Here is a 14,791-nt window from a genome sequence, read left to right as displayed (position 1 = left end):
GTCGGTTCGGCCAGCGTCGACGGCAAGGCCTTCGAAAACCTGGTGATCGACGGCACGGCGGCCAACGTCGCCATCACCGACACCGTCAGCGAAGTGATCGCCACCCTGACCGCGGACAAATCCACCGTCGCCGAAGGCGGCTCGGTCACCTACACAGTGACCCTGACCAACGCGGCCGGTCTGCCGATCAACAACCACGGCCCGTTGGAGTTCACCCTCTCCGACGGCACCAAAGTCACCGTTCCAGCCAATGCTGCGACCGGTTCTGCCACCATCATCGCCAAGGATGACGTCTACACCGGTGGCCAGCCGTCCATCGTCAACAAACTGGAATCGGTCAGCGGCGCTGACAATTTCGAGAAGCTGACCTTGGGCAAAGACCAGTTCACCACCACTGTCACCGACGAAGCAGGTTCGGGCACGCCGAATACGCCGGCCAACACCGGTGACGTCACCACCATCAGCATCTCGGGTGATACATCTGTCGTCGAGGGTCAGGCAGCGCATTACACCCTCGCGCTGACCAACCCGGCTCACGGTGAAGTGACCGTAACCCTGACCTACTCCGGCACCGCAGCCAATGGTGTGGACTTCACTGGTGTGACGACGGTCAAGATCCCGGCGAATGCCAGCAGTGTGCCGTTCGACATTTCGACCATCGATGACCGGATCACCGAAAGCACCGAAAACTTCGTGGTCAAGATCGACTCGGCCACCGGCGGCAACTTCGAAAACCTGGCGATCAGCACGTCCAATGGCAGCGTCAACACTTCGATCATCGACAACGATGCACCACCAGTACTGGACCTCGACGCCAATAACTCCAGCGGCGCCACCGGGGCCGATTACAAGGTGACATTCACCGAGAACACCCCGGGAGCGGGTGTGTCGATCGGCGATACCGACCTGAGCATCACCGACCCGGACAGCACGATGCTGACCGGCGCCAGCATCGTGCTGACCAACCGTCAGGACGGCGATGCGCTGAACCTGGGCAACAGCGTCAACGGCATCACCATCAATGCCAACAGCACCAATGGCACCGTCACCCTGACCCTGTCGGGTAACGCGACGCTGGCCGACTACATGCAGCAGATCAAGAACATCACCTTCACCAACAGCAGTGAAAACCCGAGCACCGTGCCACGCACCATCACCGTGACGGTGACCGATGGCAGCAACTACTCCAACACCGCGACCACCACGGTCAACGTGGTGGCGGTCAACGACGCACCGATCGCAGCACCGATCAATGTCACCGGCACCGAAGACACGCCGCTGGTCCTCGGCTGGTCGACCTTCGGCGTCAGCGACGTCGACAGCCCGGCAACCAGCCTGGGCGTGAAAATCACCCAGCTGCCGGTCGAGGGCAAACTGCAGTACCTGGACGGTTCGACCTGGAAAGATGTCGCCGCCAACCAGCCCCTCAGCAAAGCCGACATCGACGCTGGCAAACTGCGCTTCATGCCGGATGCCAACGAATCGGGCGTGGACGGATACGGCGGTACCAACCTGGGAAACAACCAGTCCGACTACGCACAAATCAAGTTCCAGCCAACCGACGGCCAGACGCTGGGCAACACCGGCATGATCAAGATCGACATCACTCCAGTGGCGGATGCCCCGACCCTGAGCGTTGCCGACAACAGCGTAAGGTCCACCGGGTTGATCAAGGAAGTCTGGACCGGTTTGTCGGGCCTGGGCACCAGCGGCAGCGGCGCAGACTCGACCACGCTGAAAAACGTGATCGACGCCGCGAGTACGCCGAACTCCACAGGTACCGTGACCAACGTGCAGTCCGACGGTAGCGTGACCGCCGGTACGGCATCGAAGACCTCCGGCCTGATCTACCTCGAAGCCGGCAAGACCTACACCTTCAGCGGTACCGGCGATGACAGCCTGCTGGTGACCATCGGAGGCAAGAACGTCGCCGCGATCACCTGGGGCGCGGGCGGCAACCTCAATGGTTCGTACACCCCGACTACCAGCGGTTACTACACCCTGGACATTTACCACCACAACCAGAGCGGCCCGGGCAGCTATGACGTCAACCTGTCGGTCAATGGCAGCACGCCGATCGATCTGAGCAGCGCCGGCGTACCGATTTACACTGGCGTGACGGATCTGGTGAATGCCGGCGTGACCGTGTCCGACTTGCACGGCACCAATGGCGAAGGCTACTACGACGGTTACAAACTCAATACCGGCGCCGAAGGCACCAGTGTGAAATTGTCCGCCATCACCACCGCGCTGACCGACACCGATGGCTCGGAAAGCATGAGCCTGAAGATCAGCGGCATGCCGGTCGGCTCGGTGCTCACCGACAGCGCGGGACATACCTTCACGGTCACCGCGACCAATGGCGAGGCCAACGTGACAGGCTGGAGCCTCGGCTCTCTGACCGTCACTCCGCCCCCGTACTACAACGGCCAGTTCAACCTGACCGTGACCTCGACCTCCACCGAGGCCCTGGGCGGTTCGGCCAGCAGCACTTCGCAGATCCCAGTGACCGTGTTCCCGGCGGTCTACAACGCCGCCACCGCCACCGCCGTCGATGACACCGTCACTGGCACCGACGGCAATGACATCATCGTCGCCGACATCGGCGGCCTGACCGTGGTGCCGGGCACCAACTACAACATCGCGTTCATGGTCGACAGCTCCGGCAGTATGAGTTCCTCGTCAATCAACTCGGCCAAGGACTCGCTGACGTCGGTGTTCAACACCCTCAAGCAAAGCCTGGGCAGCAACTCGGGTACGGTGAACATCTTCCTGGTGGACTTCGATACCCAGGTCAACAAGTCGGTGTCGGTGAACCTCAATGACTCCACTGCGCTGACTCAATTGAAAGCGACTCTGGACTTGATGTCGTCCGGCGGCGGTACCAACTACGAGGACGTGTTCAAAACCACGGCCAACTGGTTCCAGAGTGCGGAAGCCGTGGCCAACACCGGGGCGAAGAACCTCACGTATTTCATTACTGACGGCAAGCCCACTTACTATCAGAGCGGCGAGTCGACCAACCCGACCCTGTATGGCAGCACAACGCTCGATAGCCTGATCACCACGAGCAACTATCAGCTGGGTAAAGCGATCAGCCTGTTCCCCGACAGCACGCACCAGATCGACATTTCCGCCTCGGGCCAAGTGACGGTCTGGACCAAGACCAGCAACGGCAACAACGGCAACGGCAACGGCAGTGGCAGCTCAAGCTGGTCATCCAAGGACTTCGGCTATCTGCATGCCCAGGGTGACGGCACCTACGAGTTCTCGGGGCGTGATGGCGACGGCAACAGTACCGACTGGGACACCACCAGCAACTCCACAGGCAGCTTTGCACTGCTGAGCAACCTGTCGAATGTCGAGGCCATTGGCCTCAACAACGGAGTGAGCCTCAACGACCTGAAACCGTACGACTCGAATCAAACGCCACAAACCAACATCGATCCGAAGGATCTGGCCAATTCGATCATCGGCCACACCGAAGCGACGATGCCGGGTCACGACACCGTCAACGGGGGCGAAGGCAACGACCTTCTGTTCGGCGACCTGGTGAGCTTCAACGGCATTGCCGGCGAGGGTTACCAGGCCATGCAAGCCTTCGTGGCGCAGCAATCCGGTGTGGAAGTCAGCAAAGTCACCACCAGCAACGTGCACCAGTACATCACCGAGCATTACACCGCGTTCGATGTGTCCGGCGCCCATGACGGCAACGACACCCTGCTGGGCGGTGCGGGCAATGACATCCTGTTCGGCTCGGGCGGTAACGACAGCCTCGACGGTGGCAAGGGCAATGACATCCTGCTCGGCGGTACCGGCAACGACACGTTGATGGGCGGACAGGGCAACGACACCCTGATCGGTGGTTCCGGCGGTGATACTTTCGTCTGGAAAGCGGGCGAAACCGGCAACGACGTGATCAAGGACTTCAAGGCCAGCGAAGGTGACCGGATCGACCTGCGCGATCTGTTGCAGGGCGAAACCGGCAGCACCATCGACAACTTCCTGAAGATATCCACGGTCGATGGCGTGTCGTCGTTGCAAGTCAGCTCGACCGGCCAGTTCAACTCGGGCAATGCCGCAGCCGCCACACCGGACGTGACGATCAAGCTGGAGGGCAACAACTGGTCTAGCGCCAACCTGCACAACCTGATTGCCGGTAGCGACCCGACCATCAAAATCGATCACAACAACAGCTGATGCACGAAAACGGCCGCTCCCTATGGGGCGGCCGTCACGTTTGCGCCCACTGCCCGGTGACGATATCGTCGCTGCGCCACATACTGGCGTGCAGTTGACCTATGCTGCTGACAGCACGACGCTGGTTCAATTCCGAGGGATGCTCAATGTTTTACGTGCAACGCGATGCGCAGGGCCTGTTGGTACGCGTGGAACCCGCCACCTATGCCGAGGCCACGGAAACGCTGTCGGCCGACAATCATGAGATCCAGGCCTGGTTTGCCAACGCGGCTGTGGAAAACAGCCTCAAACAGCTCAAGCAAAGCGACCTGGAAATGATCCGGGTACTCGATGACTTGATTCAGGTGCTGACCCAGAAAGGCGTGATCCGCGTCACCGACCTGCCGACGGCGGCCCAGGCCAAGCTCATGGACCGAAACCAGGCGCGTGAGGCGTTGGGTGGGTTGAGTCAGTTGATAGATGAGGATGAAGGCGGGTTGATCTGATCATTGATCTTCAGTGATGCCCTCATCGCGAGCTTGCCCGCGATGAGGGCATCACTGACAACCCGGCGCTAAAGAATTACTTCCAGGGCTTGGGCTCGCCGAACAACTGGCCCTGCACACCGTATAGCCCCATCTCGCGAATCACCGACAACTCACCTTCCGTCTCGACCCGCTCGGCAATCAGCGGTAAATCGATGCTGTGCGCCGCTCGCTGGATCGCCTCGATGAACAGGCGTTTGTCACTCTCCAGATCGATCGACCGAATGTAGCTGCCATCGATTTTCAGGTACGCCAGACCCAGCCGAGCCAGGTTGCCGATCATGCTGAAGCGGCCGCCAAAACGTTGCAGGCTCAGGGAGAACCCGAGTTCGCGCAGGCGCCGGGTCAGTTGCTCCAGCACCGCCTGGTCAGGCAGTTGCTCTTCGCCAATTTCCAGGGTCAGACGCGGGCCGAGGTTGGAATGCGCGCGCAGTATCTCGAAGATTTTGTTTTGCGCCTGCGGGTCGGCCAGGGTTGCCGACGACAGATTCAGCGCCAGCGACTCCTCATGCCCGCTCATTTGCTCCAACACCCGCTCGAGCATCAGCCGATCCAGACGTGCAGTCCAGCCAAAGCGCTCCAGCCAAGGCAGAAAACGCCCGGCGGGGATGGTCTGACCCTGCTCGTCGAGCAGTCGCGACAACACTTTGTAGTGCAGCACCAGTTGCGTGTCCTGGGCGGCCACTACCGGTTGGAAATACAGCTCGAAACGTCGTTGTGTCAGCGCCTGGTCGAGCATCAGATGCCAGGCGTGGTGATCGTCGCCAACACTGGCCGAGAGGCTGTGTTCGATACAGGCCCAGTTCCGCTCGCCCTGGCCTTCGGCCTGCGCCAGCGCCTGATCGCCGAGGCTGAGCACCGTCTGCGGTGAGTCACCGTGAGCGAAAGGCGCCAGGCCGATAGACGCCACGGCAGCCACATCGGTGGCGCCGGTTGCGTGAAGGCTAGCCAAGGCGCTGTCGAGGTTCTGTGCCAGTTGCAGCGCTTCCGCGCGCACCAGTCCCGGTGCCAGCACGGCAAATTCGCCGCCACGGATACGGGTGACCAGGTTCTGGGTTTCCGGGTACTTGGCGCACTCGCGAGACAGTTGCTCGCCGACGGCCTTGAGTACTTCATCGGTGCGCTGTCCACCGAGACGCTGGTTGAGACCGGCCAGATCCTTGACCCGCAACAGCAGCAGGTAACCGGAACTGGCCTGCTCCGGATTGCTGACCCGCGCATTCAGTTGCATCTCGAAATAACGCCGGTTGGCCAACCCGGTCAACGAGTCCTGATAGGACTCTACCCGTAGCTTTTCACTGCGCTCGGCCTGCTCCTGGAACAGCGCCTTGAGCTTCTCGACCATCTGGTTCATGGCCTGCACGACACGGCGAAGTTCGGGGGTGCGCGGCAGTTCCGGCAGACTGAGGAATTCCCGCCGGGCGATGGCGTGGGATTGCTGGACCATGTAATCGAGCGGTCTCAATTGCTGACGCAGCAATAGCGCGCCGAGTACCGCACTGACTGCGCCACAAAGCAACAACCAGCCCAGGCTGCCTAAAGCGCTTTGCCACAACTTGGCCAGCGCGAACATCGGGTGGCTGACCACCTCGACCCGGGCAGCCTGCTCCCAGCCACGGCTGACGATCGCATCACCACCGGCGGGCTCCAGGCCGATCAGTTTGACGAACCAGTCCGGAACGCTGTTGACCGCCGGAATGCCCGTGCGCTCGACCAGGGCCTGGTCGGTCTTCAGATCGACCACGCGGATGCTCGCGTAGTAACCGCTGTCGAAAATCGAGCTGACCAGCAACTCGACCATCGCCGGGTCATCGATGTTGGGCGTCAGGGACAGCGCCAGCGCCGTCGCGGCGTCCTGGGCATGGGAACGCAACTGGTTGACATACTGGGTGCGCGAGCTCTCCAGACTGACCATGAAACTGCCGGTGAAGGCGACCACCAGGAACAGACAGATAGCAATCAACAGCTGTTTGAACAAAGACATCTGAGCATGTGCTCCTAGTTAGTCGTCTCGACCGGGAATCCTTCGGCCTGCATTTTTTTCAACACATCCTGCCAACGCGAAAGGCGTTTGGTATCGCCGACCTTTTTATTGCCCTTGGCACCGGGCAACCACATCCCTTCCGCATTGAAAGAGTAGACCGGCAGCAAATCCTTCCGTTGACCTGCCGGCCTGATTGCATCAATCAGGCTGTCGAGCACCAGGGGCTCGGCTTCCGGGCTTGAATAGTAAGTCAGCACCATGTGTGCGCGGTTCTGGGTCAGTGCCTTGACGTAGGTAATACGCAGCTTTTCACTGGTTACACCGAGGTGCCGCAGGCTGAAGTACTTGGCGATAGCGTAGTCTTCACAGTCGCCGGCGCCTTTCCAGAGGGCTTCGATCGGGGTTTCCCAATAGTCGACTTCATGCCACAGATCGACGTCTTCGACGTATCGCAACTGCTTGTTGAAGAAGCGATTGACCACATTGAGTTGTTCCAGCTCGCCGATCTGCTTCTGGCTAGTCAATAAGTATTGCCAATCATTAATGCGTTGCTGACCTTCTCCCAAAGGTCCGTACAATGCCTGCGCCCGCCGGCTGATCAGGGAAAAATCCCAATCGGCGCTCAAGCTGCCCAGCATTACGCCAGTCAGCAGCAATGCGCTGCACAGCCAGCGTAAAACCCGGGGGATCGTTAAACTTGCCACCAATGCAAGGCATCCTGGATAGGCAGGAGGGAGTCGTTCGAATGGTGAAGGTTAGCCCGGAAAAAGACAATGGCACGGTGAGATCACTGCCAGCGCGCTAAACTGCAAGAAAGGCACTCGAGAGCTTGTTTGACAAGCAGTCAGTCAGTTACTAGTGTCATTTGGATCCAAAAATATTCCATCAATCAGGGTGCGTTTAGTGACACAAAAGCCCAACCCTCTCAGCAGCATCAAGGTCAACGGGCCGATTCCCGCACACATGGCACGCTCGGTGATCGAAGAAACCCTGCGCGCGGCCATACTCGACGGGCGCATTCCTTGCGGTGCGGCACTGCGCCAGCAAGACCTCGCCGACCTGTTCGGCGTCAGCCGCATGCCCGTACGCGAAGCCTTGCGCCAACTCGAAGCACAATCGTTGCTCAACGTGGTTGCCCACAAGGGCGCCGTGGTAGCGCCACTGGTCCAGGGCGATGCCGTGGAAACCTACGCGCTGCGCATCCTGCTGGAATCCGAAGCCCTGCGTCTCTCGGTGCCACTGCTTCGGGACGAAGATCTCGAAGAAGCTGCCCGCTACATCGACGAGCTGGAAACGGAAAGCGACTACACCGAAATCGGTCGACTGAATCGCCTGTTCCACATGGCGCTTTACACCCGGGCGCCGAATCGCCGGCTGTTGAAACTGGTCGAGGACGGCCTGAACGAGGAAGAGCGGTTCCTGCGTTTCAACCTGGAAGCCATGGGCCTGGGCAAACTCTCCCAGGATGACCACAAGGCACTGTTGCAGGCAGCCGAAGCCCGGGACGTCGAACGTTCCGTGCAGTTGCTCGAGCATCACCTGAACCGAGGAGTCGAGGTCATTACGCGCTACCTCAACAGCCCTGAAGTCCAGGCCAGGAACAGGTCGAAGTAATTCGCGGCGGGCAAGCCCGGGGAACGTACCGAAGGGTTCACCTCGCTTGCCGCGCATCCCCCCTCTCCCCCCCCACAAAAAAAATGCTCCGCGAATGATTTGATTACAAATCCCCTGCCCCCATACCACACCGCCCTTGCGGCGCCATACCCCGCCCCAACGCCCCGCCGCCTGAAATCCTGCCATTGCAACGTTTGCGCGATGCCTCAGTAATGGCGGCCACCTCGATTTACGCCCACTCTGGATAACCAGGACAAAAAACGGGTGACGCTCCGTGCGAATGGAGCAGTCCCTGCCCCCGGAAGCGAAGGAAGGAGCCTCATCACGGGAATGGAAGGATCGGCATCGCTCGCGACCCACCTCCACCCCCTCAGACACCCACAACGACGCCCGTAAAAAGTTACTTCGAGTGAGGCATTCACTCTTTATTCAATTCTGTTCCATATAGACCGGAAGGAGTAACTACGCCCAAATAAAACTCATATAAAAAGTTTTATCGAGACTTATCAACTTCAAAAAAGTTGAATATTTAAATAATAACAAAACAACTTGATCAACACTTTATATGTGTATTAGTTTTTCTTCGCTGCCAGCCGCAAGCGGCAGTAACACCTGAGTTACCCGGCATCCTTGGCACTGAAAAAGATCAATACGTTTGAGGTACCCGCTCGCCAGGAGAAAACTTCCAGCGAACTTCAGTGCTCGATGACTTCTTACCCAAGATCATTTACAGGCTCATCCATGAAACCAACTAAAGAACGTCTGCTGCAAAAAAAATCTGAACTTGGCGAACACCCGATCTTCTCTGAAATACATTCGCTGCCGGTCCTGCGACGCTTCATGGAAACCCACGTGTTTGCCGTATGGGACTTCATGTCGCTGACCAAGCGCCTGCAACAGGAGCTGACCTGCGTGCGACTGCCCTGGCTGCCACCGCAGGATCCCCAGGCCGCGAGATTGATCAACGAGATCGTATTGGGTGAGGAGTCCGATGATCGTCCGGCCCAGGGTCATTACAGCCACTTCGAGTTGTACCTGGACGCAATGCGCGAAGTCGGGGCGTGCACCGATGCCATCGAACGCTTCGTAGCCCTGCAGCAAGAGGGCGTGAGCTATGACGTGGCCTTACAGAGCATCAACGTCGATCCGGCGGCCGCCAATTTCGTTCGCCATACGCTACACACCGCACTGCATGCGCCGGGTCACAGTGTTGCGGCGGCGTTTCTGCACGGTCGCGAGAGCGTTATCCCGCAGATGTTCCAGCGCATCCTCGACGATTGGGGGATCGGCATCGAGCAAGCGCCGACTTTCCGGTACTACCTCGAACGGCACATTGAGGTCGATTCCGAGGACCACGGCCCGGCAGCGGAAAAGCTCCTGTCGCGACTGGTCGATAGCGACCCCCAACGGCAGGAAGACGTGTACGCCAGCGCCATCGCGGCCGTGGAGAGTCGTATCGCCCTGTGGGACGGGTTGCGCCTGAGCATGAACGAATCCGTCGTGGAGGTGAGTGCATGAACGCCACCGACTACCAATCCTTCGCCGACGCCTGGGAGAGCCGCGCGACCATCCGTACGCGCCCGCGCCGCGTGCTGGAAAACGACGACAAACTGATCTACCCCTTGAGCCGGCAACCGCTGGTGCTGAGCGAAACCTTTCTGCGCGAATGCCCGGAACTGCGCGACTTCGCCCTGGTGCAGACGCTCTACAAGTTCATCAACGATGTGGTGATCTTCGAAACGGAAATCGTCGACAAAACCGCCCGCAGCATCGCCAAGAATCGCTTTGTGGTCGAGTTCCCGTTCGCCTGCCGCTACGACGCCATGACTGTGGTGGTGGACGAGGATTACCACGCGCTGGTGGCGATGGATTTCATGCAACAGACCATCGCCATGACCGGCATCGCCCCCATTGAGTTGCCGGATGAGATCGAGCTGAGCCGGGCGATACCGGCGGCCGTGGCGCTCGCACCGGAGCACCTGCGTAGCGCTGTAGAACTGATCTGCGTGGCCATTGCTGAAAACACTGTGACTGGTGATGTCGCCGCGTTCGCCAAGGACGACTCGGTCAAGCAATCGATCAAGGGCCTGATGGCCGATCACTTGCTGGACGAGGGACGCCATTCCGGATTCTGGGCGCGGCTGGTACGCATCTACTGGCATGCCGCAAGTGCAGAAGAGCGCCAGTGCATCGCGCAGATCCTGCCGGTATTCATTACCCAATACCTGACCAACGACATCCAGAAATCCTTCGATTTCCGCCTGATCGACGCACTGCAGCTCAACGACACGACGCGCCACGCTCTCAAGAACGAAGTGTCGGCACTGGCCTTCCCAATCAGTCGCCACCACCCGCTGGTGGCCAACATTGTGCGGTTTTTCCACAGCAGTTCGCTGCTCGATTCACCGTGCGTACAAACCGCCCTCAGCGACTATCTGGTTTGACGAGGAGCCCATCATGAGACGTCTCGACATCTTGCTCACCGGACAAAGCCAGGCCCTGACCGAGCTGGCATTGGAACTCGAACAACAGGGTCACTCACTGACGCGGATATCCGTACCCGACGAAATGCCGGGGCCTGCGGATCTACTGATCGACGATGGCACGCTGCATCAGTTCACCTGTCAGGCGCCACGACTGACCTTGCAGTTGGGCCTTGGCCTGCCGCAGGCGTCCGGCGTGCCATCGCTGGACGTGTTGTGCTGCCATGGCTCAACGCTGCTGACCCGTGTACCCATCGCCGATGAACCGTCGGGTAACGGCCAGGCGTTGCGTATGCAGGCCATGACAGTCCTGGTTGACCACGTGGCGCTGCTGGTCAGCCGCTACTCGCGCGATGCCGACTATTTTCGACTCGCCGAACCCGCCTTACCTGCACGCTTCGAGCGCATCGAAAGCCTGCGGTTTCTGGACAGCCTCGCGTTCGTGCATCACCTCAATGCCACCACCGACCCACGACTGCAACAACTCGCGCAAACGCCGATGATCGAGAGGCTTGAGCAACAGTGCATCCAGAGTGCTGACCATCCGGCCTTGAGCATCGACGGCAACACCCTCGACTATCGCCAGTTGCACGCCCACAGCCGCGCCATCGAGCAACGTCTGCAGGTGCTTCTGAATCAGTATCAAGGCCCGGCAGTCATCGGGATCTGCCTGCCCAAATGCAGTGCGCTGTATGCGGGAATCCTGGCGATCCTGGGCAGCGGTGCGGTTTACTTACCACTGGAGCCAAGCCATCCGTTGCAACGTCAGCAGTACATCCTGTCGAACGCCGGCGCGGTGTTGTTGCTGCATGACGGCGAGCACCCCCTGGCGAGCGAGATGCCAGGGCTGGACATCAGCAGTATCGACGTCCATGACGCAGACCTCACTCAACCGTTGATGCGCCAACGCCCCGACCTCGATGCGCCCTGTATAGCGCTCTACACCTCGGGCACCACCGGCCATCCGAAGGGCGTGCTGCTCAGCCAGGCCAACCTCGCGCACTTCACCCACTGGTACGCCGACTATGTGCAGCTGACCCGCCAGAGCCGGGTGTTGCAGTTTTCTTCGTTGGGTTTCGACTCATCGCTGATCGACATCTTCCCCACCCTGTTGCTGGGCGCCGAGTTGATCGTGCCCGGCGATGACCAACGCCGCGATCCCCTGCAACTGGTGGAGCTGATTCGTCATCGGCAATTGAGCCACGCCTTTTTGCCGCCGGCCTTGTTGAGCATCCTGCCGCTGGAGCAATTGCAGTGCCTGGAGCATGTGATGACCGGCGGCGATGTCTGCGAGCCGTGGGTCATCGAGCAACTGAGCCGCCAGGGCAAGCTCTACAACCTCTACGGGCCCACCGAAGCCACGGTGCTGATTACCGCGCGCAAACTCCAGGCAGGCGACAACAACCGTTCTCTGGGCGCTCCAATCGCAAACAGCCAGGTGTTGATTCTCGACGACGACTTTCAGCCGGTGGCCGAACAGACGGTCGGCGAGTTGTACATCGCCGGCCCCGGTGTGTGCCTGGGTTACCTGAACAACTCGCAGCAAACCGCTGAGCGCTACTTGGACCTGAACTTGCCTGATGGCCGGACCCTGCGCGTCTATCGCACCGGGGACATGGCGAAGTGGACGGCCGAAGGGATCGAGTTGTGCGGTCGGCGTGATAATCAGGTGAAGATTCGCGGCTTCCGGGTCGAGCCGGAAGAGATTGAACGCTGCCTGCGCGACAGCCAGTTGTACCGCCAGGTTGCCGTGGTCATCGATAGCCAGCGGCGGATTCTGGCTTTCCTTGCCCAACCCCGAGAGGACCTTCCCGGCAGCGCTCGCCAAGCGTTAAAGGCCCACGCGACACAACACCTGCCGGACTACATGCACCCCCTTGCATGGACCGAACTGCCAGCCATGCCCTACGCCAGTAATGGCAAGGTCGACCGCAAAGCGCTTCTGGAGCTGCCGCTCAACGTCACTGAGCACCCTCCACGACGCTTGCCCGCCAGCGCCGATGAAACCTTGCTGCAGGAGATCTGGGCCGAGTTGCTGGAGCTGCCGGCGAGCGACATTTCCACCGACGAAAGCTTTTTCAATCTTGGCGGGCACTCGATCCTGTTGTCGCGCTTGCTCCTGCGACTGCGCGAGGAGTTCGGGCGCAGCATCTCGATCAATCGCTTCATCGAACTGCCCACTATCGCGAAACTGGCGACACTGGTCCGCGGCTCCGACAGCGAAGAAGTGCTGAGCGAACAGGCCATGCGCGATGCCTTCCGCGAACTGGATGTTCAGCCGCTACCCGTCAGCCGCATGGGCGATGTGCACAAGGTGATCGTCACCGGTGCCAACAGTTTTGTCGGTGTACACATCGTCGAGGCGTTGCTGGCCTGGGGTGCCAGCGAAGTTGCCTGCCTGGTTCGCGACGGCAACGGGCAATCGGCGAACGAGCGCTTTACCCAGGCGTTGCGGGATAACCGTCTGGAGCATCTGGATATGAGCCGGGTGCGGGTTTACGCGGCAGACATCACGCGGCCGGAACTCGGTTTGACGGATGAGGTTTACCAGCGACTGGATCAGGAGTTTGGCGCTCTGGTGCACAACGCGGCCAACGTCAATCACGTCCTCGATTACGAGTCACTGGCGCGGGACAACGTCGAGCCGATTTTCGAATGCTTGCGTCTGTGCGAAGGTCGCAGCAAAAAAATCTTCAACTTCGTCTCGACACTCTCGGCCTCCAGCACGATTTCCCCCGACGGCCGAGTGCTTGAGGTGCCGGCCGCAACGACGCCACCGATCTACATCAAGAACGGCTACAACCTGTCCAAATGGGTCGGCGAGCGCATCCTCGAACGGGCGCGGGAGCTGGGGGTGCGGGTCAATCTCTACCGCCCCGGCAACATCAGTTTCAACAGCCTTACGGGCGTGTGCCAGCCGCACAAGAATCGCCTGATGCTGATGCTCAAGGGCTCGATCCAGCTGGGACAGGTGCCGGAGTTCGCCTTGAACTTCGACTTGATGCCGGTGGACTTTCTCGCCCGATTCATCGCCTTCCACGCCAGTCGTTATCAACCGGAACAAGCGGTATTCAACCTGCACAACCCCGAGCCCTTGAGCTGGGACAACTACGTGGAGTCCTTCCGCGAGGCGGGACGCGAATTCGCGATGGTCAGCGTCGCCGACTGGCAACAGCAACTGAGTCGGGTTGACAGCGACAACGCGTTGTTCGGCGTGCTGGGGTTCTACCTCAACGGCTTCGAGGAGGACATCGGCGACATCTCGATGATCGGTCACGACAACGCCCAGGCCGGCGTTCGGTTGATGGGTGCGCACTACCCGCAAAAGACGCCGGCACTGCTACGTCGCGGCTGCGACTACCTCAAAGAAATCAACTTCATCTGACTCAACCCCCAACGGAGCAAAACCATGAGTACTCTGCATCCCGATACCCTGATCAAAAACCCCCAAGGCTGCCACGTTGTGTCCTCGGTGGACGTACCCGCCGATGCTGCGCAGGTATGGGCCGTAGTCGGTAACTTTGCCGGCTTCGATCGCTTCATCCCGGCGCTGTCGCACATCGAGATGACCGGCGAAGGGGTTTCATCGCTGCGCAAAAAGTTCTTCAAGGACGGTAACCTGGTGGTCGAACAACTCAATTCCCGGGACGACCAGGCACGGCACATGACCTGGACCACTATCTACAACACCCTGGGTGTGGCCAATCTGTGGGCAGCGATGAGCGTTGAACCACTGGATGCAGGCAAGTCCCGAGCCACCTGGACCATCATCGCCGAACCTGCGCAGGGTAGTGCCGAGGCGCTGCCAGGCTTCAAGGATTTCGTGCAGGGCTTTGCCGATGATGCGATGAACAATGTGCTGAAACTGTTTGCGTAAGATGTGAAGAAGCCCGTTGTGGATAGGGTCCACAACGGGCTTTTCAGCACCCCTGAAACGACAAAACCCCTGTCTGCGTTAGCAGACAGGGGTTTCGGAATTCAATCTT

Annotated in this window: 8 protein-coding genes and 1 pseudogene; 7 read left to right on the top strand and 2 right to left on the bottom strand. The window is 59.8% G+C overall.

The window, feature by feature from the left end; all coding sequences use genetic code 11:
- Together PMI34_RS00465 and PMI34_RS00470 are read left to right on the top strand one after the other, a co-directional pair.
- Window positions 1-4,200 (top strand): annotated as a pseudogene (locus tag PMI34_RS00465) (LapA family giant adhesin); the annotation flags it as partial.
- A gap of 146 nt (window positions 4,201-4,346) precedes the next feature.
- On the top strand, window positions 4,347-4,685 hold the full coding sequence (locus PMI34_RS00470; RefSeq protein ID WP_008054201.1) for a hypothetical protein: 339 nt from the start codon (window positions 4,347-4,349) through the stop codon (window positions 4,683-4,685).
- Between the two features lie 76 nt (window positions 4,686-4,761).
- Here the strand turns inward: PMI34_RS00470 and lapD are convergent, their stop codons facing one another.
- Both lapD and lapG read right to left on the bottom strand, forming a co-directional pair.
- Entirely contained in the window at window positions 4,762-6,708 is a 1,947-nt protein-coding gene (lapD, locus tag PMI34_RS00475; protein WP_008054199.1) for a cyclic di-GMP receptor LapD, read from the bottom strand.
- Between the two features lie 14 nt (window positions 6,709-6,722).
- Window positions 6,723-7,415 (bottom strand): cysteine protease LapG, encoded by a 693-nt coding sequence (lapG, locus tag PMI34_RS00480; RefSeq protein ID WP_008054198.1) that lies wholly within the window; start codon window positions 7,413-7,415, stop codon window positions 6,723-6,725.
- Window positions 7,416-7,611: 196 nt separating this feature from the next.
- Between lapG and PMI34_RS00485 the strand changes: the two genes are divergently transcribed.
- The 5 genes from PMI34_RS00485 to PMI34_RS00505 all read left to right on the top strand — a co-directional run bounded on the left by PMI34_RS00485 (window position 7,612) and on the right by PMI34_RS00505 (window position 14,682).
- Window positions 7,612-8,322, top strand: a complete 711-nt coding sequence (locus PMI34_RS00485) for a GntR family transcriptional regulator (protein WP_008054197.1) — start codon at window positions 7,612-7,614, stop codon at window positions 8,320-8,322.
- 741 nt (window positions 8,323-9,063) lie between these two features.
- Window positions 9,064-9,840, top strand: coding sequence for a DUF3050 domain-containing protein (locus PMI34_RS00490; RefSeq protein ID WP_008054196.1), 777 nt, complete (start codon window positions 9,064-9,066; stop codon window positions 9,838-9,840).
- Window positions 9,837-10,766, top strand: a complete 930-nt coding sequence (locus tag PMI34_RS00495; RefSeq protein WP_008054195.1) for a diiron oxygenase — start codon at window positions 9,837-9,839, stop codon at window positions 10,764-10,766. Before PMI34_RS00490 ends, PMI34_RS00495 begins: the two co-directional genes overlap by 4 nt.
- Window positions 10,767-10,779: 13 nt before the next feature.
- Window positions 10,780-14,190: a non-ribosomal peptide synthetase gene (locus PMI34_RS00500; protein ID WP_008054194.1), complete on the top strand. Its 3,411-nt coding sequence runs from the start codon at window positions 10,780-10,782 to the stop codon at window positions 14,188-14,190.
- Window positions 14,191-14,214: 24 nt separating this feature from the next.
- Entirely contained in the window at window positions 14,215-14,682 is a 468-nt protein-coding gene (locus tag PMI34_RS00505; protein ID WP_008054193.1) for an SRPBCC family protein, read from the top strand.
- Window positions 14,683-14,791: the final 109 nt, after the last annotated feature.

This window comes from Pseudomonas sp. GM74, assembly GCF_000282455.1.
GTDB lineage: Bacteria > Pseudomonadota > Gammaproteobacteria > Pseudomonadales > Pseudomonadaceae > Aquipseudomonas.
This window is presented reverse-complemented; position numbering and strand designations above follow the sequence as displayed.